The sequence below is a fragment of the Streptomyces sp. NBC_01012 genome (genome assembly GCF_045162755.1).
GTDB lineage: Bacteria > Actinomycetota > Actinomycetes > Streptomycetales > Streptomycetaceae > Streptomyces.
In genome coordinates, this window is record NZ_CP108688.1 from 293983 (window position 1) to 319999 (window position 26017).

14 protein-coding genes are annotated in these 26017 nt (G+C 72.3%); 2 read left to right on the forward strand and 12 right to left on the reverse strand.

All coding sequences use genetic code 11. From position 1 onward, the window contains the following. Nucleotides 1–33 precede the first annotated feature (33 nt). The 6 genes from OG623_RS01260 to OG623_RS01285 are packed head-to-tail and all read right to left on the reverse strand — an operon-like array spanning nt 34 to nt 17329. Nucleotides 34–813 carry a thioesterase II family protein gene (locus tag OG623_RS01260; RefSeq protein WP_406143462.1) on the reverse strand — a complete coding sequence of 260 codons (780 nt, stop codon included), beginning with the start codon at nt 811–813 and terminating at the stop codon, nt 34–36. Beyond that, nucleotides 810–2003, reverse strand: a complete 1194-nt coding sequence (locus OG623_RS01265; protein ID WP_406143464.1) for a cytochrome P450 — start codon at nt 2001–2003, stop codon at nt 810–812. Before OG623_RS01265 ends, OG623_RS01260 begins: the two co-directional genes overlap by 4 nt. Beyond that, entirely contained in the window at nt 2000–4012 is a 2013-nt protein-coding gene (locus OG623_RS01270; RefSeq protein ID WP_406143465.1) for a Gfo/Idh/MocA family oxidoreductase, read from the reverse strand. Before OG623_RS01270 ends, OG623_RS01265 begins: the two co-directional genes overlap by 4 nt. Continuing rightward, complete coding sequence (locus OG623_RS01275; protein ID WP_406143466.1) at nt 4009–5166, reverse strand: saccharopine dehydrogenase NADP-binding domain-containing protein; 1158 nt, start codon at nt 5164–5166, stop codon at nt 4009–4011. The genes OG623_RS01270 and OG623_RS01275 overlap by 4 nt, the downstream gene beginning before the upstream one ends. Then, a complete protein-coding gene (locus OG623_RS01280; RefSeq protein ID WP_406143468.1) occupies nt 5163–10661 on the reverse strand; it encodes an amino acid adenylation domain-containing protein in 5499 nt (1832 codons plus the stop codon). The genes OG623_RS01275 and OG623_RS01280 overlap by 4 nt, the downstream gene beginning before the upstream one ends. Beyond that, nucleotides 10658–17329, reverse strand: coding sequence for an amino acid adenylation domain-containing protein (locus OG623_RS01285; RefSeq protein ID WP_406143470.1), 6672 nt, complete (start codon nt 17327–17329; stop codon nt 10658–10660). The genes OG623_RS01280 and OG623_RS01285 overlap by 4 nt, the downstream gene beginning before the upstream one ends. Nucleotides 17330–17475: 146 nt before the next feature. Here OG623_RS01285 and OG623_RS01290 point away from each other — a divergent pair, with 146 nt between their 5' ends. Continuing rightward, nucleotides 17476–19110: a (2,3-dihydroxybenzoyl)adenylate synthase gene (locus tag OG623_RS01290; protein ID WP_406143472.1), complete on the forward strand. Its 1635-nt coding sequence runs from the start codon at nt 17476–17478 to the stop codon at nt 19108–19110. 69 nt (nt 19111–19179) lie between these two features. Here OG623_RS01290 and OG623_RS01295 read toward each other — a convergent pair whose 3' ends face one another. After that, nucleotides 19180–20073, reverse strand: coding sequence for an NADP-dependent oxidoreductase (locus OG623_RS01295; protein ID WP_406143474.1), 894 nt, complete (start codon nt 20071–20073; stop codon nt 19180–19182). Between the two features lie 70 nt (nt 20074–20143). Here OG623_RS01295 and OG623_RS01300 point away from each other — a divergent pair, with 70 nt between their 5' ends. Beyond that, on the forward strand, nt 20144–20731 hold the full coding sequence (locus OG623_RS01300) for a TetR/AcrR family transcriptional regulator (protein ID WP_406143475.1): 588 nt from the start codon (nt 20144–20146) through the stop codon (nt 20729–20731). Here the strand turns inward: OG623_RS01300 and OG623_RS01305 are convergent. Genes OG623_RS01305 through OG623_RS01325 form a run of 5 tightly spaced genes read right to left on the reverse strand, consistent with a single transcriptional unit; the run spans nt 20706 to nt 25935 of the window. Continuing rightward, nucleotides 20706–22253, reverse strand: a complete 1548-nt coding sequence (locus OG623_RS01305) for an ABC transporter ATP-binding protein (RefSeq protein ID WP_406143477.1) — start codon at nt 22251–22253, stop codon at nt 20706–20708. The genes OG623_RS01300 and OG623_RS01305 overlap by 26 nt on opposite strands. Further along, the gene (locus OG623_RS01310) at nt 22250–23104 is read right to left on the reverse strand and encodes an ABC transporter permease (RefSeq protein WP_406143479.1); all 855 of its coding nucleotides are present in this window, start codon (nt 23102–23104) and stop codon (nt 22250–22252) included. Before OG623_RS01310 ends, OG623_RS01305 begins: the two co-directional genes overlap by 4 nt. After that, nucleotides 23101–24051 carry an ABC transporter permease gene (locus tag OG623_RS01315; protein WP_406143481.1) on the reverse strand — a complete coding sequence of 317 codons (951 nt, stop codon included), beginning with the start codon at nt 24049–24051 and terminating at the stop codon, nt 23101–23103. Before OG623_RS01315 ends, OG623_RS01310 begins: the two co-directional genes overlap by 4 nt. Then, nucleotides 24048–25634 carry an ABC transporter substrate-binding protein gene (locus tag OG623_RS01320; RefSeq protein ID WP_406143483.1) on the reverse strand — a complete coding sequence of 529 codons (1587 nt, stop codon included), beginning with the start codon at nt 25632–25634 and terminating at the stop codon, nt 24048–24050. The genes OG623_RS01315 and OG623_RS01320 overlap by 4 nt, the downstream gene beginning before the upstream one ends. A gap of 55 nt (nt 25635–25689) precedes the next feature. Further along, the gene (locus tag OG623_RS01325) at nt 25690–25935 is read right to left on the reverse strand and encodes a ferredoxin (protein ID WP_406143485.1); all 246 of its coding nucleotides are present in this window, start codon (nt 25933–25935) and stop codon (nt 25690–25692) included. Nucleotides 25936–26017: the final 82 nt, after the last annotated feature.

Below are 26017 nucleotides of genomic sequence, written 5' to 3' on the forward strand. Positions count from 1 at the left end.
GGGAGGGAGGGGCGGAAGGACACGTCGGCCGGCTCACGGGGTGCTCGGCCACGTCTGTCCGCCCGTGATCAGCGAGGGGTCCATCCGCCGCAGGACGGTGGCGACCACTTCGCGGCGCCGGGGTGTGAGGTAGAAGTGGTCGCCGGGGAAGGTGCGTACCTCGGTGCGGGCGGTCGTGAGGTCCGCCCAGCCGCCGGCCCTCTCCAGGACCCGCTCCCGGTCGAGTTCCGGGTCATCGGCGCCGGTGAGCACGTGCACGGGGCAGTCCAGCAGTGGACGGACGTCCGGCCGGTACGTCTCGATGAGCCGGTAGTCGTTGCGCACGATCCCCAGGACCAGGGAGCGCAGCCCAGGGTCGTCGAGGACCTCGCCGCTGGTGCCGCCGAGCCGGCGCAGTTCGGCGCAGAGCACGTCGTCGTCCCGGCGGTGTACGTCTCCGGCCACCGCGGTGTGCGGAGCGGCACGGCCCGAGACGAACATCCTGCGCGGCTGCGGTGCACCGCGTCGGCTCAGCTCGTGGGCCAGCTCCCAGGCGACGGCCGATCCCATGCTGTGCCCGAACAGGGCGTACGGCCGGTCGAGCAGGGGTGGCAGGGCGTCGGCGAGTGCGGTGACCAGCTCGCCCATCGTGTCGATCATGGGGTCCTGGAGGCGGTCCTCGCGGCCCGGGTACTGCACGCCGAGCAGTTCGGCCTCGGGGGGCAGCAGGGCCGCCCAGGGGCGGTAGAAGCTCGCGCTGCCGCCCGCGTGGGGAAGGCAGATCAGCCGGATCCGGGCACCTGCCCCGCTGTTCCAGCGCCTGATCCAGGTCACCAGGTCACCATCAGCTCTTCGAGGCCGAAGGTGGCCGAGTCGTGCTTGAAGCCGACCTGCTCGCGGTCGCAGGCGAGGCGCAGGGTCGGTACCCGGCGCAGGAGTGTCTCCAGGGCGATCTCCAGTTCCAGCCGGGCCAGATGCTGTCCGACGCACTGGTGGACGCCGTATCCGAAGGCGATGTGGTGGTTGTCCGGCCGGTGGAAGTCCACCCGCCCGGGGTGCTCGAAGCGTTCGGGGTCGTGGTTGGCACCGGCGAGGAGTCCGATGACGCCGTCGTCGGCGGGTATCACCCGGCCGGAGAGCTCGATGTCATCGGCGGCCACGCGCAGGGGGATGGAGTCGGCGATGGACAGGACGCGCAGGAGTTCGTCGACCGCACGGGGCATCAGCGAGGGCTCGGCCCGTAGTTCCTCCTTGAGGTCGGGACGGTCCAGGAGGAGCAGCGTGCTCAGGGCGATCATGTTGGTGCTGGTCTCGCGTCCGGCGTTGATGGTGATGCCGACGGTGGACAGCAGTTCGTCCAGTGTGATGGCGCCGGTGTTCAGGTGCTCGACGACGAGCTTGGACAGCAGGTCGTCGCCCGGGTTCTTCCGGCGCTCGGCCACCAGGTCGGCGATCAGCCCGAAGAGGCCGCCGAGCGCTTCGGAGACCTGTTCGGCGGTGCTGTGACGGGAGCCGGAGATCCGGGTCACGTCGCGGAAGAACTCGAGGTTCTCCCGTGGGATGCCGAGCAGTTCGCAGATCACCGATGTGGAGACGGCGTTGGCGTACACGGAGACGAAGTCGACCGGCTGCTCGGCGGCGAGCATGTCGTCCAGCAGTTCGTCCACCCGGGCCTGTACGGCGGGCCGCATGGTGCGGACCTGACGGACGGTGAACTCCGGGAGGAGCATGCGGCGGTAGCGGGTGTGCTCGGGGGCGTCGGTGCGGATGAAGGGGCGGAATCTTGCCCCCGCCTCCTGCTCCCCCTCACCGAGCGCGGGGAAGCCCGGCCGGCGGATGTCCGCGCTGACCCGTGGGTCGGCGAGCAGGGCGCGTACGTCGTCGTAGCGCGACACCACCCATGCCTCGCGCGCGGTCGGCAGCGTCACACGGGCCACCGGTTCTTCGGTGCGCAGGGCGTCGTACTCCTCGGGCGCGGCGAAGGGGCAGCCGCGCCGGATCGGGAAGTCGTGGGGCGTGTTCATCGGTGGTCCTCGGTGGGTCGTGACGGAGAGGGACGGCGTTCGGCGGCGGTCGCCGCCGTGCCGGGCTCGTGGGTGAGTACGGCCAGCGGCGGTGCGCCGGACCGGGTGGGCAGGGTGCGCACGCTCATGCCGGACTCGGCGGCGACGTCGTTCAGGCCGAAGGGTGTCCAGCGGTAGGAGTCGTGCACCTCGCGCACCACGTCCGGTGTGTCGTCCCGATGGACACGCCAGGTGCTGTACAGCCGCATCGCGGACGGGTCCGCCTCGTCCGGTGCTCCCGCGAACGACCAGGTGTAGCGGTGGTGTCCGGCACCGGCCGTGGCGAGCCTGGTCTCCGGGAGGGTCAGCGGCGTGTCGAATCCCATGAGCTCGACGACGACGAGGCCCCCGGGTGCCAGACGCTGTCTCAGCCTGGCCCAGAGCGTGCGGCGCTCCCCCGCGTCGAGGTGGCCGAGTACCCCGCTCAGGAGGACGGCGCCGATGCGGTCGGGGAGTTCGAGGTCCGGGGCGGCGTCCGCCGTGACGGTGACCCGGGTGCGCAGGTCGGGGTCGCTGAAGACCCGGCTGGTCAGTACGGCGCGCATGCCGACCGCGGGCTCGCAGGCGAGGATCTCCACGTCCGGCCTGGCGCGTGCGACGGCTTCGGTCAGGAGGCCGGTCCCCGCGCCGATGTCGAGCACCGGTCCTGCACCGAGGTCGGCGTCGGCGAACAGTGCGGCGACGGCCGAAGCACTCGCGGTCGCGGTGTGCCGTGCCGCGACGAGATCGAAGAACTCGGCGGAGGGGGTGTAGGGCGCCACTCCCCCGGTGGCGTCGGCCTGAGCGGACCCCTGCGGAGCGGGCGGGGCGGGCGGAGCGGGCGGAGCGGGCGGGTCGGGAGCCGCACAGGGCGTGGGATCCGGGAACAGGTCACCGGCCGCGAGCGGGCGCGGAGTCGCCGGCCGGACGATCTCGGGTGGCCCGAGCCGTGCCGCAAGGTCGGACCAGGTGCGGCACACGGCGAGGTCGTACTGGCCGGCTCGAAGGGCGTCGCCGTTGCGGACCGCCGCGTCGCGCAGGCCGTCGAGGGCGCTGCCGATCGCCTGCGGCCACAGCTCGGTGAACACATCGCGGAAGGTCCCGGTGTTCCCGACCACCGCGGTGGTCCCGAGGCCGAGCCCTCCGGTGCCGGGGCCGTCCAGGACGAACCTGCGGTCGGTGTCCCTGGTGATGTGCAGCCGCGGGCTCCACAGGACCGGTCCGTGCGTGTCGGCCAGGGCGAGGACACCGCCCTCGGTGCCGAGGGAGATCCGGTGCCAGTGCAGTGCGTGGTTGTCCCGGTCGGACGGATCGAGCTGGTGGTGTACCCGCACGGTGGCGGGTACACCGGCGATCATGCCCTGCAGTACGCGGAAGGGCTGCGGCCCGATGTCCGCGGGCAGGGCGGGCGGATCGGCGAAGCGCCAGGGCCGCAGGGATCCGAGCGCCTGCCCCAGGATGTCGACCATCGGGTGCATCAGATGGACGGGGGTGGCCGCGTCCACGAACAGCGGTTTCTGCAGACCGGTGAGCCTGCGGGCCGCGTCGATGAAGGCACGGACGGGACCGACGTGCGGATAGTGGGTGTTGACGCGGAACTGCACTCCTCGGCGGCGCGCGTGCTTCAGACTGCCGGTCAGTTCCGCGAGGTGTACGGGGTGTTCCTGGAGCACATGGATACCCCGGTCCATCAGGGCCCTGGCAAGACCGGTGCCCTCCCCTCCGGAGATCGAGGAGCTGACCGCCACACACGCGGCGTCGATGTCGTCGGGCAGCTGGTCGACGTCCGTCCAGCAGGGCACACCCGCGCTCTGCGCGTACGCCTGTGAGGCGGCGGAGCCCCGGCTCAGGATGCCGGCCAGTACGTATCCGGGCCGCCGCCGGACGGCATCGGCGTAGAAACGGCCGAAGTTGGTGCCGCAGACCAGGACGCGGAAGGGCGGTGCGGCGGTCTGCGCGGCGGGCGGTGCGGCGGGCGGTGCGGCGGTCACAGCACCCCCTCCTCGACCGCTCCGCTGTCCGCCGCCGCGGTGCCGGTGAGCCGTAGCTCGCCGGCGCCGCCCGCACGCAGGTGGCCGACCACGGTGTTCGGGTCGAGCACGTCGCACGCGAAGTGAATGCCCGGGGGCACGGCGGCGTTCAGGACGGCGTCCACGGCGAGTGCTCCGACGGCGGCCGTGAGCCGGTAGCTGCTCGCGGCGCGCAGTGTCAGTCCGGCGGTCGCGGGCCGTCCTGACGCGGTCCCCGCCAGCTCGAAGTCCATGACGTAGTAGGGCTTGCGGCCGGCCAGGTCGAGTTCGGCGGCGAGGATCAGCCGGCGTGCCAGGTCGTCGGGGTCCGCGCCTTCGGCGAGACGGCCCGGCAGGAGGCTGAGCAGGGCGCGCACCTGCGGGCCCGGGTGGACGTTGTACCAGTCGAGCCGTTCGAGGCCCAGTTCACCGGCGAGGCGTTCGCTCTCGCCGCTGAGGTAGGGCTGGAGGGCGACCCGGCCGGGGAACCCGTCCCGTCGTGCGTCCTCGGTGGTGCGCAGCGCGCGTGGGACGCGTCGGCCGCCCCGGACGGCCGCGAGCGGCTCGCCGTAGGCCGCGCCGTCCGCGCCCCCCGAGGTGAGCGAGAGCATGAGGTCCTGCGCCACCGTGGGCGAGCAGTTCTCCAGGCCGCCGCAGTGCGCGGTGAGCCCGGTGGGCCGGTCGATGCCCTGCCGGGCCAGCCAGCGCGGCAGCAGACTGGACAGCCCTGGCAGCGCGCCCGCCGAAAGGATCACGGTCCGGCCGTCGCGGACGGGGTCGCCGTGCCGGATGAGGTCCTCGGCCGCCGGGTCGTCCCCGGCCACGTCCACGCAGTGCGCACCCGCGGCGAGCGCGGCCGACGCCACGGTGGCCCGCAGCCGGTAGGTGGGGCCCACGCAGTTGAGGACGATGTCGCATCCGTCGGTGAAGGCGCGCAGACCGTCCGGCACGTCGGCGTCCGCCCGTACGGTCTCGTCGGGGTTGCAGGGGGCCGGATCGGCGATCGGGCGGAGCGCCGAAGGGTTACGTCCGCCCAGCCGCAGTCCGCCGTGCCCGAGGGCCCGCAGCTCGCGTACGGCCGCCCGGCCCACGGCTCCGGACGCGCCCAGGACACCGATGAGGGGTCTCTTCGTCATCGGGTGATCGCTCCCCGGGTCAGCTCGCTGAGGGTCTTGAGGATGCCGGGGGCGTGTTCGACCGAGAGACAGCTGTAGTGGTCGCCACCGATGTCGACGATGTCGAGGTCGCCCAGGGCCAGTTCGTGCCAGTAGGCGGTGACGGCGTCCTTGCTCCCCGGGAAGGGGTAGGCGCCGTCGTGACGCAGGAAGGTGATGTCGCCCGCGTACGGCTCTGCGTCGTAACGGGTGATGGCGAACACGCTCTGCCGGAAGGCGAGGAACAGACGTGTCATGTGGTCGGGTTCGTAGCTGCCCGCCGACGCCGGAACCGCCTCGCACATCCGGGCGATGCGCGTGGCGCGCGGCACATCGGCCAGGGCGCGGAAGCGGTGGGCGACGTCGTCGAACTCGGCGGGCAGCGCGGCGAGTCCGCCGTCGGGCAGGACCCCGGGGCTGCCGGCCAGGACCGCGTCGGCCGCGGCGGCCACCCGGTACTGGTCGCCGGGGAAGCCCAGCGCCTTGGGGTCGATGCCCATCATGACGGCGAAGGAGTACTCGGAGAGCAGTTCGTCGTCCAGCCTGAAGCGCGGACTGTGGCTGCTGATGACGGTGAGGCTCTCCACCTCGGCCCCGGACTCGGCCAGCTGGCGCGCCACCTCGGTGGCGATCAGTCCGCCCAGGCAGTAGCCCACGACATGGAAGCGGCTCCGGCCGCCTGCCCGCAGGGCGCGTGCGTAGTCGGCGGCCAGCCGTTCGATGAGTCCTTCCGGCGGGGCGGCGAGGAATCCGTTCAGATCCGGGACCTCCACGCCGACCACCTCGGCGAGTCCGGGGGAACGCCGTCTGATCTCGGTGATCAGCGCCCGGTACGGCATGATCGTGGCCGTCCCCGCGTGCACCAGCACCGTCGTCGGTTCGTCCGCCGACCTTGCGCCGTGCAGATGGATGACGGGGTCGGTGCGTATCGCGTTCGCGTCCCCCGGGTTCTCCTCCTCGTCCGAGAGCCCACGCAGGAAACCCGCGAGACCGGCCACGGTGGGGCGGCGGAGCATGTGCCGCAGGACCACTTCCCATTCGAGTGCGGCGGTCCGCGGTACGCGGTCGCGGAGCTGGGCCACCATGCGGGCGACCAGCAGCGAGTCCCCTCCCAGGGCGAAGAAGTCGTCGTTCCTGGTGACGCGTGGGGCCGACAGGAGTTCCGCCCAGAGCTGCGCCAGGCTGCTCTCCAGTTCGTCCATCGGCTGCTCGTCCACCACGGGCTGCTCGGTCTCCCCGGGGAGCCAGGTGCGCAGCAGTGCCCGGTCGGTCTTGCCGTTGGCAGTGCGGGGCAGGGCGTCGACGACCTGCCAGACCGTGGGGAGCATGTAGTCGGGCAGACGGTTGGCGGCGGCGCGTGCCAGCTCGCCCACGGGCACATGGTGCCGGTCGCCCTTCATGGTGGCGATGAACACCTCCTGCCCGGTGGCTGCCAGGGGGTCTCCGGGTTCCGGCAGGGAGACGGCATCCGTCGCCCCGTGCCGGCCGAGGAGCTCCCGCCACTGTGTGTGGGTCAGGAAGGACTGGCCGGTGTGCGCGCGTACGTCGGTCCAGGTGTGTCCGGCGACCTCCAGGAACTCCATCGAGACCAGCAGCGGACAGTTCTCGTCGCGGGTGTTCTCGACGAACACCAGCTGTCCGCCGGGGACCAGCAGTTCCCGCAGTCGGCCCACCGCCGCGTCGGCGTCAGCTGCGGCGTGCAGGGTGTTGGCGCACACCACGACGTCGAAGGTGTTGGGAAGGAGGCCCTGGGCGCGAGGGTCGTCGTCGACGTCGAAGCGCTGGTAGCGCATCCAGGTGTGGTCGGCGAAGCGTTCCCGTGCCTCGTTGAGGAAGAACGCCGACGGGTCGGTGAAGAGGTAGTCGACCCCGTACTCGGCGAGTGCGGGCGCCAGTTCGCCCGTGGTGCCGCCGACGCCCCCGCCCACCTCGAGGACGCGCAGCCGGTCCTCACCGGTGTGTGCGGCGGCGATCTCCCGCAGCGCGGTGACGACGGCGCGGTTGAGGTGACGGATGGCGAGGTTGTCGCGGTAGGCGGCGTCCGCGGCCTCCAGGGCGGCGCCGGGGAAGAGCAGTTCCCTGATGCCGGTGTCTCCCGCGATCAGCTCGGGCAGCCGCTCGGTACAGGTCCGCATGACGGTGAGCAGTTCGGTGCTCCACCCGACGTGGCGCTCCAGCTCGGCGGCGCGCTGCCGGGCGCGTTCCGCCTCGGCTGCGGTGACGGCGGTGAGGCCGCCGTAGGTGTCGTCGGCGTCGTGGTGCGTGAGCCTGCCCCGGCGGACCAGGGCGCGCAGCCAGCGCCGCACGATGTGCCGGTGGCGGGGGGTGGAACGCAGGGTGGTGCACACCTCGTCCGCTGTGTGCGCGGTGCCGTCGGCGAAGAGCCCTGCCGTCGTGAGCACGCGTGTCATCGCGGCGAGCGCGACCTCGTCCAGTGCGTCGAGGAACTCCGTCAGCCGGGTGGGGTCCACCGCGTCGGACGCCTCGCGCACGGCCTCGGCGGCCGCCTTGTGGACCTTGTCCGGGCGGGAGTGTGCCGGCGCGTCGCCGTCCCGGCGGGCCGTCTCCACGAAGGCGGCGAGGCGCCTTCCGCCGGAGGCGGAGTCGTCGACGACGACCGCGCCCGCGGCCACGTGCGGGTGTGCCTGCACGGCGGCTTCGACCTCGGCCAGTTCCACCCGGTAGCCGCGGATCTTCACCTGTGCGTCCTCGCGGCCGAGGAACTCGATGGTGCCGTCGGGGAGATAGCGTCCGAGGTCGCCCGTACGGTAGATGCGTTCGCCGTCGGCGGGGTGCTCGACGAACCGCTCCGCGGTGCGCTCCTCGTCGCCGAGGTAGCCGAGGGCGACCCCGGCTCCGGCGATGTACAGCTCGCCCGGCACCCATTCGGGGCACGGGCGCAGCTGCTTGTCGAGCACCGCGAACCTCTGGTTCGTCAGCGGCTTGCCGTAGGGGATGCTCGGGCGGGCGGTGTCCACATCGCCGACGGGGTGCGCGATGGACCAGATGGAGCCTTCGGTGGCGCCGCCGAGGGAGATGACCTCAAGGCCGGGCAGGACGGCACGGGCCTCGTCGGGCAGGGCGACCGGGACCCAGTCGCCGGAGATCAGGGCCAGCCTCGGGGTGCTGTCGTCGGCGGGAGGTTCCGCGCGGAGCCAGTCGCACAGCATGTGCAGTTGGCCGGGTACGGAGTTCCAGACCGTGACACCGAAGTCACGGATGAGTTCGGCCCAGTGGGACGGGTCGCCGCGCCGTTCGGCCTGGGGCAGGACGAGTGTCGCGCCGGCCGAGAGCGTACCGAACAGGTCGTAGACGGAGAGGTCGAAGCTGAGCCCCGCGATGCCGAGGACACGGTCCCGGTCGGTGACGCCGTAGCGGCGGTTGATGTCCTGGACGGTGTTGAGCGCGGCGCGGTGGCTGATCATCACGCCCTTGGGCGTGCCCGTGGAGCCCGATGTGTAGATGACGTAGGCGAGGTCGTCGGGGTCGCGGTGGGCGCGGGGGCGCCCCGACCCGACGCCCTCCGCCGGCGCGTCGACGGCGATGGACGACAGGTGTGCCGGAAGGTCGTCGGTCTCGGCGAGCCAGGACTGCGTCAGGACCGTACGCACTCCGGCGTCCGCCATGATCGTGTCCCGGCGGGCCGACGGCTGCGCCGTGTCGACGGGGAGGTACGCGCCGCCCGCGATGAGGACGCCGAGCACGGCGACGGCCTGCTCCCATCCCTTGTCCATCCAGACGGCCACCGGCTCGCCCGGCCGCAGCCCGGACTCCTCCAGCGCGTCGGCCAGGGCGTTCCCGCGGGCGACGAGTTGCCGGTACGAGAGGGCCAGTTCGGGTGTGCGGACCGCGACGGCGTCCGGTGCGGCCTCGGCCCTGGCGAGTACGGGTTCATGGAGCAGGGCGTCCGGCAGGGGGCCGTCGGTCGCGTTCGCCTCGGCCCTGCGGGCCACCTGGGTGGCCGGCAGCTCGATACGGGCCGGTTCGTCCCAGGCCGCCTCGCTCGCGGACCCTTCGCCCGCGAGCAGGCGTACCAGGCCGGTCCATGCGGCGAACATGTCCTGGGCGACCGAGTCGCTGAGCGCACCGTCGCGGATGTCCCAGGACAGGATCAGCGCGTCGCCGCGCCGCATGACCTGGCAGTCGAGCCATACCTGCGGTGTCCGGGTGAGGGCACAGGTCACCTCCGGGGGCACGCCGTCGGCGGTGGCTCCCGTGCCGAGCGCGCCGGTGAAGACGACCGGCATCAGGACCGGGGCTCCGGCCTTGCGGGAGAGCTCGGCCAGCACCTCCGATCCGGTGAACAGCGGGTGGCTCAGGTCCTCCAGGAGCTGGGCTCCGATGGCGGCGACCCGGTCGCGGAAGGCCGCGGGGGTGTCGAGGTCCACGGCCAGCAGTTCGAGTGAGGTGAAGTCACCGACGAGCCGGCCGATGTCCTCGTGCAGCGGGGGCCGGTCGACCGTCGGCACGTTGAGGGTGAACCGTGTGGTCCGCGACCAGCGGCCGACGGTCTCGGCGTACGCGGTGAGCAGGGCGGTCGAGACGGTCAGTCCACGGCGGGCGGCGCGCTCGGTGAAGCGTTCCCGGTCGGCGGAGGACAGCGGGCACTCCAGGCGGGAGAACGCCACGGTGCCGGCAGGCCCGGGCTCCCAGGCCTCCGCGAGGGGCAGCTCGGGTGCGGGCGGGAGCGTGTCGAGCCGCTCCGTCCAGTAGGCCCGGTCCCTGGAGTGGTCGGCGCTGTCGGCCAGGGCACGCCGGGCCAGTACGTAGTCGCGGAAGGAGATGCGGGGCTCCTGCGACAAAGCGGAGCCGCCGTAACGCGTCCGGAACTCGGCGAGCAGGATCCTCAGACTGGCGTGGTCGACGGTCAGCATGTCGAAGGACAGATGCAGGACGGCCCGCGAGGGCGTCAGGCTGACCTGCACCTCGAACAGCGGCCAGCGGTCGGTGGGCCGTCCGCCCGCGGACATCCGTGCCCTGGTGCGCTCGACGGCCGCTTCGGCCTCGCTCGCGTCGGTGAGCGAGGACAGGTCTTCGACCGTCACATCGAGGGCGGGTACCTCGGGCAGCACCTGCTGGTAGCCGTCGCCGTGGATGACTGCGCGCAGCATGTCGTGCCGCTGGACCAGCTCATCCCACACGGTGGCGACGCGTGCCACGTCGAGCTCGCCGTATTCCAGTTCGACGTAGGCATGGCAGCCGACACCGCCGTAGGCGTAGGCGTCGGTGCGGCCGATGAGGTACGCCGCCTGGATGTCGGTCAGCGGGAAGGGGTCGTGGCGGCCGGCCTCGTCGCTCCGCAGGACTGCCCGGTCCGCCTCCAGGTGCCGAAGGATCGCTTCCTTGTGTGTACGCAGCGCTGCCCGGAGTTCGTCCGTGAGCCGGCCCTGCGGTGCGCGGAAGCGGAGTTGTCCGTCCTGCGCCCACAGGTGCACGCCTTCGTCGGTGCAGCGGGCCAGCAGTTCAGTGGCTGTCACAGTTCTCCTGTTTCATAGGCGGTCGTGTCGGCGGCGAGGGTGCGGCTGATGTCCGCGCCGAGTGCGGCGATGGTCGGAGCGGCGTACAGGAGCCGTGCGGGCACGGCGACCCCGAGCCGTTTCTCGACCGCGCCGACCAGGCGGAGCGCGGAGAGGCTGTCCCCGCCGATCGTGAAGAAGTTGGCGTTGCGGTCCGGTGCGTGGCCGGGTGCGTACGTCTGCCAGAGGTCCGCGAGTACGGTCTCGACCTCGCCCCTGGGCGGTTCGGCGCCGGTGACGGCGGTCTCCTGCTCCGCCGTGCGGACCAGGGCGTTCCGGTCCACCTTGCCGTTGCCCGTGAGCGGCAGGGCGGGCAGTGACAGCACACGGGAGGGGACGGCGTAGGCCGCAAGACGTTCGGCCAGCCAGTCGGGGATGGACGGTGTGAATCCGTCGGCTGCGGCTTCGCGTGGTACGACGAAGCCGACGAGACGTCTCGCGGTGCGCTCGCCCACCGCGACCACGGCGGCGCGTGCGACGTCGGGGTGCGCTTCGATGGCGGTCTCGATCTCACCGGCCTCGATGCGGTGGCCGGCGATCTTCAGCTGGCTGTCGAGGCGGCCGAGGAATTCGAGTGTCCCGTCGTCCCGGTAGCGCCCGAGGTCGCCCGTGCGGTACCAACGGCGTCCGTCGCGCACGACGAACTTGTCGGCTGTGCGCCGAGGGTCCGACAGATAGCCACGGGCAAGACCGAGGCCGCCGATCCACAGCTCGCCGGGGGTCCAGTCCGGGCAGTCGCGCCCGGTCGGGTCGACCACCCGGTAGTGCTGTCCGGTCAGGGGCCGCCCGTACGGGATGGAGGCCCACTCGGGGTCCACCGTGTCGACCGTCAGGGTGTTCGACCAGACGGATGCCTCGGTGGCGCCGCCCATGGCGACGAACTCGCACGGACGCGCAGTCCGTTGCCTCAGGCGTCCGGGGAGATCGAGGCCGATCCAGTCCCCCGAGACAAGAGCGGTACGCAGGCCACGGATGGCGCCGCTGCCCGGTGCGGCCCGTTCGTCGGCGTCGAGCAGCAGTCCCAGCAGGGCGGGCACGGTGTTCCACACCGTCACGTCGTGTCGGTCCACCAGTCCTGGCCAGCGGGACGGTTCACGGCGCAGCTCCTCGGTGGGCAGCAGCAGCGAGCCGCCGGCGGAGAGCAGTCCGAAGATGTCGTAGACGGACAGGTCGAAGTCCAGCGCCGACAGGGCGAACACCCGGTCGTCGGCACAGACGCCGTGGCGGGCCGTGACATCGGCGACGGTGTTCCAGGCCGCGGCGTGGGTGATCTCGACGCCCTTGGGCTCACCCGTCGAACCCGATGTGAAGATCACATAGGCGAGTGCGTCGGGATGGGACTCCCTGGGGGCGGACAGCGGCGGGCTCTCCTGGGTCTCCGGGAACGACAGCGCGCGAGGCGCCGCCGGGCCGCCCGCACCGGGCCAGCCGCCCACCACGAGGCGGAACCCTGCCGTGGCCCGTACCCGCTCCAGCCGGGCGGCGGGCTGATCGGGGCCGAGCGGCACATAGGCGGCGCCGGCGGCGGCCACCCCCAGCACGGCGGCGATCTGTTCCGGGCCCTTGGGCAGGGTGACGGCGACCGGCTCGCCCGCACCCACTCCGGCTGCCACCAGAGCGGCGGCCGTACGCAGTGCCTGCCCGGCCAGCACCCCGTACCCGGTCGTCGCACCGTCCGCGGTGACCAGTGCCGTGCGGCCGGGGCTGTTCCGGGCGTGCGCGAAGAAGGCCTCGTGCAGCAGGGCGGGGACCGGCTGTTCGCGTCGGGACTCCAGCGCCGCGGCCTCGCGCCGCTCCCGCTGTGCGGCGGGCAGCAGGTCGGGCAGGGGGGCCGCCGCCCAGTCGCTCGTCACCAGATGGTGCAGCAGCCCGGTGTGGGCGTCGAACATGGCGTCCAGGACACCGGCGCCGAACAGTTCCTCCACCGCGTCCCAGGTGACGACGAGCGCCCCGGCCTCCTCGGTGACCTGGTTGTCGAGACAGACCTGCGGGGACTGCGAGATGCCCCAGACCTTCGCGGGGAAACCGCTGCCGGGATCCGACAGGGCCGCGTCACCGACGCCCACCGCGCTGGTGAACACGACGGGGGCGACGGACTCCACGGTCCCCGCACGGCGGCCGAACTCCCGCAGCAGCCAGTCGATCGGCACGTCCCTGTGGTCGAGATCCTCGGCCTGGCGCCGCTGCAGGGCGCGCGCGGACGCCAGCCAGCCCTCCTTGTCCCTGCGGTGACCCGCCAGCGACAGCGAGGTGAAGTCGCCCAGCACCCGGTGGATATGAGGGTGTGCGTCACGTCGGTTGAACAGGGTCAGCGTGACGGTGACGGCGTCCGTGCCGCTCCAGGCGGCCAGCACCTCGCAGTACAGCGCGAGCAGGACGGTGGAGGGTGTCAGCCCGTGGCGGGCGGCGCCTTCCTTCAGCACCTGCCAGTCCGCCGGCTCCAGCCGCAGCCGCCGCCGGGTGAAGGAGGGGGCTCCGAGCGTCGCGGGATCACGGGCGAAGGGCAGCGCGGGGCTCGGGGGCAGCTCGGCGAGCCTTCCCCGCCAGTGCGCGCGGGCGCGCTCGGCCGCGGCGGGATCCTTGGGCAGCTGGGTGAGGTAGTCGCGGAACGAGACGTCGATGGGCGGGAGTTGCCGGTCCGGGTCGGCGTAGAGGGCGTTGAGCTCGGCATAGAGCGTGGTGATGGACAGCGCGTCGAGGACGAGGTAGTCGAGGCCTATGCCGAGCCGGGTCCTGGTCGTGCCCGAGGCATCCGGGTGGCGCACCGCCTCGACCGCGAACAGGGGCCATTGCCCGGGGTCGCGCACCTGGTGGGCCAGGCGCTCGCGCAGCCGGGCCAGGGCCGCGGGGGCACCTTCGACGTCGGTGTGCTCGGTGGGGATGTGGAAGGCCGGGACCTCGGGGAGAACCCGCTGCTCCGCACCGGTGACGACGGCGCGCAGCATGCCGTGCCGGTTCACGAGCGCCTGCCAGGCCCGTTCCATCCGGTCGAGGTCGACATCTGTCCCGTCGAACTCGCTGTAGTGCCAGGTGCCGACGCCGCCGAGGGTGAAGCCGGGGTCCCGCCCGGTGTGGTAGGCGGCCTGGACGTCGGTCAGCGGGAACGGCTCATGGGCGTGGTCCGGGTCGGGGATCAGGACCTGCCGGGCCCCTCCGTCCCCTGTGTCCTCGTCGGCCGCCGACGCGGGCCGCAGCGTCGCGCAGAAGTCGCGCAGCACGGGGTGGGTGAACAGGGTGGCGACGCGTGCGCCGGTGAGACCGGCGGCGCGCAGCCGGCCGATCATGCGGGTGGCGACGAGCGAGTCACCGCCGAGGTGGAAGAAGCTGCTCTCCCGGCCGACGTCGTCGACTCCGAGCAGGGCCGACCACTCGGCGGCGACCGCGCTCTCCACCGGCCCTAGCGGTGCTCGTACCGGAACGGCCTCCTCGCCGGCGGTCTCCGTCAGCAGCTGGTGGATCGCACTTCGGTCGAGCTTGCCGTTGGCGGTGAGCGGCAGATCGGCCAGGACCACGATCCGGTCCGGAACCATGTAGGCCGGCAGCCGTTCGGCGGCGCGGGCGCGCACGGCGTCCGCCGAGGGGAGGGTGCCGTGCGCACGGACGGCAGCGGCGAGCCGCCTGACCGGGGTGTTGAGGACCGTGGCCACCGCGTACCGGACGGCGGGGTCGTCCTCGAGTGCCGACTCGACCTCGCCCAGTTCGATGCGGTGGCCGCCGATCTTGACCTGGTGGTCGGCGCGGCCGAGGAACTCGATGATGCCGTCGGGCCGGTAGCGTGCCAGGTCGCCGCTGCGGTACCAGCGCTCGCCGTCGTGCTCGACGAAGCGTTCCGCGGTGCGTTCGGGGTCCGCCCGGTAGCCGGTCGCGACACCTCGGCCGCCGACCCACAGTTCCCCCGGGACGTGGTCAGGACAGTCCCGTCCCCGGCCGTCGACCACGCGTGCCTTCGTGTTCCGCAGGGGCCGTCCGTACGGCACGGACCTCCACCCCGGCTCGGGTGCGTCCACCTCGAAGGCCGTCGAGTGCACCGCGGCTTCCGTCATGCCTCCGAGCGCGACGAACCGGCAGCCGGGCACGAGTGAGCGCAGACGGTCCGGCTGGTCGAGTCCGACCCAGTCACCGCCGAGCAGGACCATGCGCGGCGTGTCCCCGAGGCCCGCCTCCTCCCCGGCCGCCAACAGCAGGTCCAGCAGGGCCGGTACGCATTGCACGAGGGTCACCCCGTGGTCGCGGACCAGGCGTGCCCAGTGGTGGGCGTCCCTGCGGTGCTCCTGTCCGACCGCGACGACCTGCCCGCCGACGGAGAGAGGGGTGAAGATGTCCCAGGTGGCGAGGTCGAAGTCCAGGGCCGATATCGCCAGGGTGCGGTCGCCCGGACCGAATCCGAACTGCGCCTCCATCGCCTCGACGGTGTTGACGACGGCGCGGTGCGGGACTTCGACACCCTTGGGCAGTCCGGTGGAGCCGGAGGTGAACAGCACATAGGCAGTCAGTTCCGGGTCGGTCCCGGCGACCGGTCCCGGGGTCTCCTCCGCCGCGTCCTCCAGGAGAAGGACGGGCACATCCGCGCTCAGGTGGCGGTGGGCCCGGTCGGTGAGTACGGCCGACGGGCCGGCGACGGTGTGGATCCGCGCACGCCGGACAGCGGGCTGTTCCACCCCGACGGGTGCGTACGCGGCGCCGGCTGCCAGCACCCCGAGCACCGCGGTGATCTGGTCGGCGCCCTTGGGCAGCGTCACCGTCACGGTGTCGCCCTCGCGCACGCCGTGACGGCGCAGCAGGGCCGCCACCTGCCGTGCCTCGTGGGCGAGCCGGCCGTAGGTCAGGGTCGTGCCGTCCTCACGGACGACGGCGGTCCGTGAGGGTTCGGTCGCGGCGAGCCGGAAGAACCGGGAGTGCAGGGCGTGCTCGGGCCGCGGGGTGGGCGGCAGTGCCGCGACGGCGCGCCGGGGCAGCACCTCGGGGCCGAGCAGGTCTCCCACCGGCCGGGTCCAGGCGGAGGGTTCGGTGACGAGCCCGGTGACGAGACGGCGGTATGCGTCGAAGGCCGCTTCGGGGACGCCGGGCTCGAACAGGCCGTCGCGGACGTCCCAGTTGAGGAGGAAGCCGCCGTCGAGCTCGGTGACCTGTGCGTCCAGGAAGACCTGGGGACCCTGCGAGATGATCCAGACGGGCCGGCCGAAGGACTTCTGTACGTCCTGCTCGAAGATCTCGCCGAGTCCGATGGCACTGGTGTGGACGACGGGTGCGAGTACCGGGGCGCCTTCGACGCGTGCGAGGTCGCGTAGGACTTCCACTCCGCTGTACGAACCGTGGGCGATGCCGGCCTGGAGCCGTTCCTGTGTCTGCCCCGCCTGGCGGAAGAACGGCAGTGAGGCGCTCATGTCCGCGTCGAGCAGGACCGAGCTGCTGAAGTCGCCCACGAGTGAGCCGACTTCGGGAGCGAACATCTCCCGGTCGAAGAGCGGGAGATTGAGCAGGAACCTCGGGCTGCCGCTCCAGGCCGCGATGACTTCGGCGAAGGCGGTGGTGAGCGCGGCGGCGGGCGTGACCCCGTACCGGCGGGACCGGCTGATCAGCGCGGCCTTGGCCTCCGGGCCGAGCCAGTGGTGCAGGCGCCTTGAGTGGGTGAGCGAGGTGTCCCGCGCGTGGACGGGTGTGAGGGGATCGACGGTGGTCGGCAGGCGCGGTGCGCGCGGCAGTTCGCCCAGCCGTTCGCGCCACCAGGCCGCGTCCTGTTCCCGGCCGGGGCCCCGTCCGCGCTCGCGTTCGGCGAGGTACCGGCGGTAGTCGAGGCCGAGTGCGGCGGGCGCCGTGTCCGGGGACTCGTAGAGCTCCCGGAGGTCGTTCAGCAGGACCCGCAGGCTCAGGGCGTCCCCGGCCATCATGTCGAGGTCGAGCTGAAGTCGCGTGCCACCGCCCGGGAGCAGGCACAGGGCGGTCCGGAAGACATCGCCCGCGGCGAGGTCCGCGCGGGCGTGGGTGTTGCCCTCCCGCATACGCTCCAGCTCGGCCGCCGCCTCGTCCGCGCTCAGCGCACGGAGATCGTGGACCGTGAGTCCGGGGTGCGACGCGCCGAAGCTCTGGCGGCCCTCGTCGTCGAAGACGGCCCGCAGCATGCCGTGCCGGCCGACGAGCGCCTTCACCGCCGTGTCCAGACGGGCCGGGTCGATGGCGCCGCCGTCCAACTCGACGTAGAAGTGGGCGGCGACGCCGCCGAGGGGCTGTCCGTCCTGCCGGCCGATCCAGTAGGCGTGCTGCATCGTCGCCAGCGGGAACGGCTCCGTCTCCTCCGCCCGCCCGGAAGCGAGCGGCAGGGGGCGCCCGTCGGACGGTTCGCCGCCCCGGTTCTTCTCCGCGAGCAGGCGCGTCCAGGCGTCGAGAGTGGGCTCGCGGGTGAGGTCCTGGAACGTGACGGTGCTGCCGGCCCGGCGCCACGCACCGACAAGGGCCATCAGCGTCAGCGAGTCCAGACCCAGTTCGTAGAGGTCCCGGTCACCGGTCGGCTCCTGGGGTGCCGCCCGGAGCGCGCGTGCCACGGCTTCCCGAACGGCGCCCGGTGCGAAGACGTCGCGGTCGACGGAGCCACCTCGCGGGACCTGTGTGTCGAGGGCCGGTTCATCGCTCACTGATGGGTGTCCTTACGTGCGGAGGGGGTGGGTGAGGGAGGTGCGGAGACCTCAGTTAGAAATGATTATCATTTCTAAAACTGTACCTTAGCCATCGGAACCTCTGGGCGCCAGCACCTGACGCACAGTGACGAAAGGCGGACGTCATGAACGAGACACAACCCGGCTGGTCCGCAGCCGAGTCGGAGCGCTACCGCAAGGCCGGACACTGGGCGGGGGTGACGTTCGGCTCCTGGCTGCGCCGCTGGGCGGTGGCCAGGCCCACCGGCGTCGCACTGGTCGACGGGGACCGGCGCTGGACCTACGCGGAGCTGGACGCCGAGGCGGACCGCGTCGCGCACGGGCTGCGCGGACTCGGCCTGGGCAGGGGGGACAGGGTGGTGGTCCAGCTGCCCAACCGTGCGGAGTTCGTGCTGATCTGGTTCGGTCTTCAGCGGCTGGGCGCGGTCCCCGTCCACGCCATGCCCGGCCACCGCCGGGCCGAGATCGGCCACCTCGTACGCACCTCCGGGGCGGCGGCCTGCGTCATACCCGACCTGCACGCGCGGTTCGACCACCGCGAGCTGGTGCGGGACGTGCGCGCCGACCAGGGGGCAGGAGGCTCCCTGCGCAGCGTCGTCGTGGTCGGGGACCCCGGGCCGTACGAGGGTTTCGTCCGGTTCGACGAACTGTGCGCTGCGGGCGGCGAGGAGGGCCCCTTCCCCGACGACGCGGAGATCCAGGCGGGTGATGTCGCCCTGCTCCTCCTCTCCGGCGGAACGACAGGGCTGCCCAAGCTGATCCCACGCACCCATGACGACTACGCGTACAACGCGCGTGCGGGCGCCACTGTCTGTGCGTTCGGTACCGGCACGGTGTATCTGGCGGCCCTGCCGGTCGCCTTCAACTTCACCCTGGCGTGTCCCGGTGTGCTCGGCACCCTCTTCAGCGGCGGGACGGTGGTGGTGGCTCCCGACCCGAGTCCGCAGACCGCCTTCGCCCTCATCGAGCGTGAGGGGGTGACCGTCACCTCGCTGAGCCCGCCGCTCGTCCCGCACTGGATGGACGAGGCGGCCACAGGCCCGGCGGACATCAGCAGCCTCGCCGTGGTCCAGGTCGGCGGCGCCCGGTTGCCCGACGACCTCGCGCGCAGGCTCGGGCCCTCACTCGGTGTGACGGTGCAGCAGGTCTTCGGCATGGCGGAGGGGCTGGTCAATCTGACGCGCCTCGACGATCCGGAGGAGCTCGTCTGCACCACGCAGGGCCGGCCGCTCTCGCCCGACGACGAGATCCTCGTCGTGGACGCGGAGGGCGAGCCGGTACCGGCGGGAGCCCCCGGGGAGCTGCTGACCCGTGGGCCGTACACGCTGCGCGGCTACTACAGGGCCGAGGCACACAACCGGACGGCGTTCACCGAGGACGGCTACTACCGCACGGGAGACCTCGTGCGGCGCCTTCCCTCCGGGCACCTTGTCGTGGTCGGCCGGATCAAGGACCAGATAAACCGCGGAGGCGAGAAGATCGGTGCGACCGAGGTGGAGGAACTGCTGCTGACCCACCCCTCGATCACCTCCGCCGCGCTGATCGGCATGCCCGACGAGCGCTGGGGCGAACGTGCGGTCGCCTGTGTCACGTGCACGGGGAGCGCTCCGGGGCCGAGGGAGCTCGCCGTCCTCCTCAAGGAGCACGGCCTCGCGGACCACAAGGCCCCGGACGAGGTGGTCGAGGTCGGGCAGATGCCGCTGACCGCGGTGGGGAAGATCGACAAGGCGGCGCTGGCCAGGCGGCTGTCACAGGCGTGAACGTCCCGGGGGGGCGGGAAGAAGCACCCCGCCCTCCCCCGGGCCCGGTTCACGCGCGGGGGCGGCGGATCAGAGGATCACGACCCGGCGTCCGCGCGTGTGGCCTGCCTGGCTGTCGGCGTGGGCCACCGCAGCGTCGGCGAGTGCGTACGACTTCTCGACCGGGATGTGGAGCTTCCCCCGCGAGATGAGACCGGCCGCCTCGGCAAGCGCGTCCGGCACGCTCCCGGCCGTGCCGGAGAACCGGACACCGAGCGCGGGCGCGTCCAGATCGGCGATGGAGATCACCTTGTCCAGGTCCCCGGTCAGCTCGACGAGTTCCCGGATCACACCCGAGCCGGCCAGATCGAGAGCCGCGTCGACCGTCCCCAACTGCCGGACCCGCTCAGCCCAGCCCTCGCCGTACGTCGTGGCGAGGGCGCCCAGGCTCCGCAGATAGTCCTGGTTCGCGGCTCCCGCGGTCCCGATCACCGTGATGCCGCGTTCGCGGGCGATCTGCAGCACCGCCGACCCGACTCCCCCGGACGCGCCGCTGACCAGCAGTGTCTGTCCGGGCCGCACACCGACCTCGTGGATGACGCGCAGCGCGGTCTCCACCACGGAGGGATACCCGGCGGCCTCCTCGAACGTCAGCCCCTCGGGCATACGGGCCCAGGCCGACAGCACGGCGAACTCGGCGTAGGTGTCGGCCCCTTCGCCGAACACCTGGTCGCCGATCCCGACCCCTTCGACGCCCTCGCCGATCTCGTCCACCACCCCCGCCGCGTCCAGCCCCACTCCGGCGGGCAGCACCGTCGGATGGGCACCCAGGACCTGGCCCTCACGGATCCTCCAGTCGACGGGATTCACACCTGCCGCCCGCACGGCGATACGTATCCGGCCCGGCCCCGCGTGGGGCTCGTCGGCATCCAGGATCCGCAGAACGTCCGGACCGCCGAATTCGGCGAAGCTCACTTTTCTCATGCCGTGGACCGTAACACTAACGGTTAGTATTTTGGAACGGATACGGCTTCGTACCTGATAGCGTGAGGTCATGACCGTGCCGACCGGGCGCCGTGAGCGCAAGAAAGCCGCGACCCGCCAGAAGATCGCCGACACCGCCCTGCGGCTCTTCCTGGACCGCGGGTTCGACGCGGTGGGCATCCGCGAAGTGGCCGCCGAGGCCGATGTGGCCGTGACCACGCTCTTCTCCCACTTCGCCGCCAAAGAGGCGCTGGTGTTCGAGCAGGACGAGGACTTCGAGCAGCGCCTCACGCGGGCGGTCACCGGCCGGGCGCCTGACGAACCGCTCATCCCTCGGCTGCGCCAGGAGATCCAGGCCCTGGTACGGCACTGCACCGCGGCCGGTGCCGCCCCGACCTGGCATCTGATCGACGCCTCGCCCGCCCTGCGGAGGTACGAGGAGTCGATGAGGCTGCGTCACGCGGAGACACTGGCCGCGGCCATCGCGGCCGATCCCGGACTGGGCAGGACCGGGACGGCGAGCCGGTCGATCGCGAGGTTCGTGATCGATGCCTACGCGCTGGCGCGCGAGGCGGCCGATCCGGATGCCGCGGTGGACGAGATCTTCGGGATGATCGAGGCGGCCTGGGAGGTCACCGGCCCTGCTCCGGGTGTGTGAGGAGCCGCTCATCCGGGCCGGCCAGGAGCCTGTCGGAGCCGACCAGTTCGCGTGTCACCGGGTGCTCCGGGTGACCGAGGACGCGGTCAGCACGTCCTGACTCGACCACGCGCCCCGCGTCCAGGACGACGACGCGGTCGGCGCAGCGGGCGGCGGCGGCCAGGTCGTGGGTCACCATCACGAGGGTCAGCCCCAGCGTCCGCCGCAGGGTGTCGAGCAGCGCCAGGATGCCGCTCCCGGTGTCCCGGTCGAGCGCCGAGGTGATCTCGTCACACACCAGGACACGCGGCCCGGCGGCCAACGCCCTGGCCAGCGCCACCCGTTGACGCTGTCCACCCGACAGCTCGCCGGGCCGGCGCCCCAGCATCCGGGGCTCCAGACCGACCAGGCCGAGCAGTCCTGCGGCCTCGTCCGTCGCCTGCTCGCCACGCCGCATTCCCCGCAGCCCGGTCAGCGGCCGGGTCAGCGCCGTACGCACGGATTCGCGTGGGTTGAGCGCGCCCCGCGCGTCCTGGGCGACGAGCTGGACCGCGGCGCCGTCTCCCGTGTCCCGGGTGTCCTCCCGCCAGGAGACGCTCCCCTCGGTGGGGCGGTGCAGCCCGGCGAGACAGCGGGCGAGTGTGGTCTTGCCCGAGCCCGAGGGGCCGACCACAGCGGTGCAGCTGCCGCCTTCGACGCTCAGGGTGACCCCGTGCAGCACGGTCTCCCGTCCGTGGACGGCCAGCAGCCCCTCCACCGAGAGCAACCCCCCGGTCGGAGCGGCCGGGGGTGGGTCCGGTGCGGCCGGGGGCGCCGGTCGTGGCGATGAGGTGCGGGGCGTGACGATCAGGCCGTCCTCGATGCGGATCACATCGTCCGCGACGGAGGCGATCCAGGCCGGGTCGTGGCTGACCAGCACCGCGGCGCGCTCGCCGCCGCCGAGCACCTCGGCCAGCAGTCCGCGCATCCGCGCCGCCAGCGCCGTGTCGAGGCTGCTGGTGGGTTCGTCCAGGACCAGCAGGTCCGGAGAGCCCGCCAGAGCGAGGGCGAGAGCGACGCGTTGGGCCTGCCCGCCGGAGAGCTGATGCGGCAGCCGTCGCTGGAAGGCCCGGTCGGCGGGGAGTCGTACGGAGAGCAGCAGCGACTCGGTCTCCGTGACGACCGCTGCCCCGCCGGGCCTGCCGGCCCGCAGTCGCACGGCTTCGGCGATCTGTGTGCCGATCCGCAGCACGGGGTTGAGGGAGGAGGCGGGGTCCTGGCCGAGGAAGGACACCACGCGTCCCCGGAGCCGCCGGACACCCTGGCGGGTGAACGGGTCGAGTCCGGCCACCCTGACAGCCCCGTGGCGCCGCTCCAGACCGGGCCTGACATGTCCGAGCAGACCGAACGCCAGGCTGCTCTTGCCCGACCCCGACCTCCCCGTCACTCCGAGCACCTGCCCCCGCGCCACGGAGAGATGAGCGTCGAACAGCACGGGCGGTCCCCCGGCTGCCGGGCCGATGGTCAGCCCCTCGACCTCGACGAATGCCCCGGGGCCTGTCATGCCGCGCTCCTGCCTGCTTCGTCCGCCAGCCGTCCCGCCAGCAGCCCGACGCACACGGACAGCAGGACGAGCAGCAGAGCAGGTGCGAGGAAGGGGGCGAGCGCGAGGGTCGCCCCCGGGATGTTCTCGTTGACCATGCGCCCCCAGTCGGGCGCAGGACCGCCACGCCCGAGGCCGAGAAACCCCGCGGTGGCGGCGAGGTGCAGCGAGGCGACGAGGCGCACCGCGCTGTCCAGAAGGGCAGGTCCGGCGATGTTGGGCAGCACGTCGTGGCGCAGTACGGCGGACCTGCTGTCGCCGCGGGCCCGGGCGGCCTCGACGTATCCGCTGGTCAGGACGGAGTCCGCCGCGGCGCGCAGAACCCTGACGGAGAACGGCGCGGTGGCCAGTGCGACGGCCGCCACGAGTGCGGCGTCGCTGCCGGGGAATCCCGCGGCCAGCACCAGGATGAGCAGGAGGGGCGGCAGCACCGCCAGCGCGTCGACGGCACGGAGCACGAAGTCGCCGAAGCGGGGGCCGACCATCGCGGCCAGTACACCGGCGGTCACCCCGATGAGACCGGCGAGCACCGTCCCGGCCATGGCGATGAGCACGATCGTCCGGCCCCCGCTCAGCACCCGGCTGGCCACGTCCCGACCCAGGACGTCCGTACCGAGGAGGAAGTCACCTCCCGGCTGCTGGAAGGGCGCTCCCAGCTGCTCGGTCGGGGCGTACGGCGCCAACAGCGGCCCCAGCAGCGCGAGTACGAGCACGAGCAGTGCCGTCCCGCCCGCGAGGTACGGCGGTCGGCGTCGCAGCGCCCGGGTGCCGGCCGCACGGGGGCTCCGGCCCGTTGTCAGGACCGTGGTCATGCGTCGCTTCTCCCTTGTCCGCCGAGCAGCCGGGCGCAGAGGTCGCCCAGCAGGAGGATCGCCAGCATGACCGCGGCGAGCGCGGTGGCGATGCCCTGGACCATCGGTATGTCCCGTGCCGTCACGGCCAGTTGAAGTTCGCGTCCGATCCCCGGGTAGTCGAAGACGCTCTCCACCACCACCCCGGACCCGACCAGCGCCCCGGTGGTGAGGGTGAGCGCCTGGACGGCGGGACCCGCCGCGTTGGGAAGGATGTGCCGCACCGCGAGACGCACTCCGCGCACACCGTTCAGCCGGGCCGACTCGCCGTACGGTGTCGCCGCCACCTCCGCGACGGAGACGCGGAACAGCCTGGTGGCGACGGCCAGTCCGACCGCGCAGAGCGTCAGGACCGGCAGGACGAGCGCACGCGGCACATCGAGCGGCGTACCGCCCAGAGGGATGAGCGAGACGCGTGGCAGGACCGGGAACCGGACCGCGAGGACCGCGATCAGCAGGGACGCGAGGACGAACTCGGGCACACCGGCGACCGCGTGCATGGCCTTGGAGACCCAGCGGTCGGCGGCGCCGCCGCGCAGTCCGGTCCAGAGACCGAGCAGCGCGGCGAGCGGTGCGGTGACCGAGAGCGTCAGTCCCGCCAGCAACAGGCTGTTCGGCAGCCGCGTGGCGAGGACGTCGAGAACCGGCCGGTGACCGATGAAGCCGGTCCCGAGGTCTCCCCTGGCGGCGCCGGACGCCCAGGATGCGTACCGCTCGGCCAAAGACCTGTCCAGGCCGAGGCGTGTGCGGACCTCTGCGCGTTCCGCCGGGGAGGCGTCCACCCCTGCCACGGCGCTGACCGCGTCCCCCGGCAGCACCGCCGTGATCGTGAAGACCGCCGCCGACAGCAGGACCAGCAGGGCGGCCGCGCCCACGAGCCTGCGGGCGGCGAAGGAGAGCAGGCTCACGCCAACGACGCCTGGGCGAAGCCGGGGAACTGTTCGAAGAGGTCGTCCCGGATTCCGCTGACGCCCTTGGTCTGCGCGTCGAGGTTCGGCTTGAAGACGGGCAGCACCTGGTTCCCTTCGTCCCAGCGTATGCGCTGTGCCTGCGCGCCGAGCTTCCTGGCGGCGGTCCCGTCGCGCTCCGCGCGGGCCTTCGCCACCAGGGCGTCGACCTCGTCCTGCTTCCAGCCGAAGGCGGAGGGCGAGCCGCCCGCCGTGTTCATCTGGTAGGTCGACAGTGCGGGGATGGGCATCTGGTACGAGGCGGCGAGCTGCATACGGCTGTACGCCGTGAAGTCCGCGTAGAGCTGGCCCGCGGGCAGTTCACGGACGGAGGCCCGGACGCCCACCTTCTTCAGGTCCTCGACGAACAGCGTGGCCAGCTCCACCATCCCGGGTGTCTCGGGGCCCGTGGTCAGTACGACCTCCACCCCATCGGCCCCGGCCGCCTTGAGCAGCTTCCTGGCCCTTTCCGGGTCGTAGGCACGCTGGGGCACACTCTCCGCGTAGTCGGGGAAGCCGATGGACGGCAGGTCGTTGCCCACCACCGCGTCGCCGTCGAACACGGTCTTCACCATCGCCTCGCGGTTGGCCGCGAGCCTGAACGCCTCACGCACCCGCGGGTCGTCGAACGGTTCGACGCTCATGTTCATCTGGAACGACAGGCCGACCACGTACGGACTTCTCGTGGGGACGACCTCGACGTTCCCGTCGTCCGCGTGTGTGCGGGCGGTCACCGGCGAGAGGTCATGGGCGAAGTCGATCTCACCGCTGGTGAGAGCCCCGGCCCGGGCGGTCGAGTCCGCGATCGACCGGAGTTCCAGACCGTCGAGATGGGGCACATGGCCGTAGTGCTCGTCGTAGCGCGTGAACACGGAGCCCTGGCCCGGTGTGAACGCGTCGAGCCGGAACGGGCCACAGCTGGGCATTCCCTTGCCGAACCGGCGTGTCCCGTCCTTCACGATCAGGAAGTTGCCCTGACACAGGATCATGCGGCCGTCGGCGACGGGCCGGAGCGTGGGCAGGACGACCTTGAGGTCACCGTCCGCCCTGGCGGAGGGGAGGTCGAAGTTCGCGGCAGCCATCTTGTGGACGGGCAGCATGCTCTTGCCCGCGAGGACGGACAGCGAATGCAGGATGTCCGCCGAGGTCAGCTGCGAGCCGTCGGTGAAACGGACGCCCGGCCGCACGTGCAGGGTGTACGTGGACAGGTCGTCGGACATGTCGATCCCCTTCAGCACGCCGTACCGCACGCCGTCGGGGGCCGAGGGGTCGAGATTGCCGAGGGTGCCGTGCCACGCACGGGCGCGGACCAGGTCCAGGGCCGAGGGGCCGTTGAAGAAGTCGAGCGTCTCCGAGGCTCCGCCCCCGACGAAGGCCGCCCGCAGTGTGCCACCCGAGCGGGGTGAGGAGCCGCCGCCCGCCTTCGCCGACGCGGAGGTGTCATCGGTGGAGCACGCCGCCAGCAGGCCGGGCCCCACCGCCAGGGCCACAGCTCCCGTGGCGCCGCGGCGCAGGAAGGCACGGCGGTCGAACTGTCTGGACATGCTTCTCCTTGACGGAATGCTCGAATGCTGACCGGAGACGGAAGGGAACACGCGCTCAGGAATGGCCGGCCTGTGTATGGGGGCTCAGGGTGACGGCACCCGAGGGGCATGCCCACACCGCGTCGCGTACGGCAGGCAGTTCGGCGGCGGACGGCACGTCTTCCAGCACGAGCACCAGCCCGTCGTCGACGGCCTGGTCGAAGACGGCCGGCGCGGCGAGCACGCACTGTCCCGCACCCACGCACAGGTCCCGCCGGGCACTGACCCGCTCCGGCCCGCCCGGCCCGTTCGTCGCGCTCACGCGGACTCCTCCCCTGCGTCTCACGTGACGCCGGTGACGCCACCCTCCGCACAGTACTTGAGAACGATATTCATATTCAATA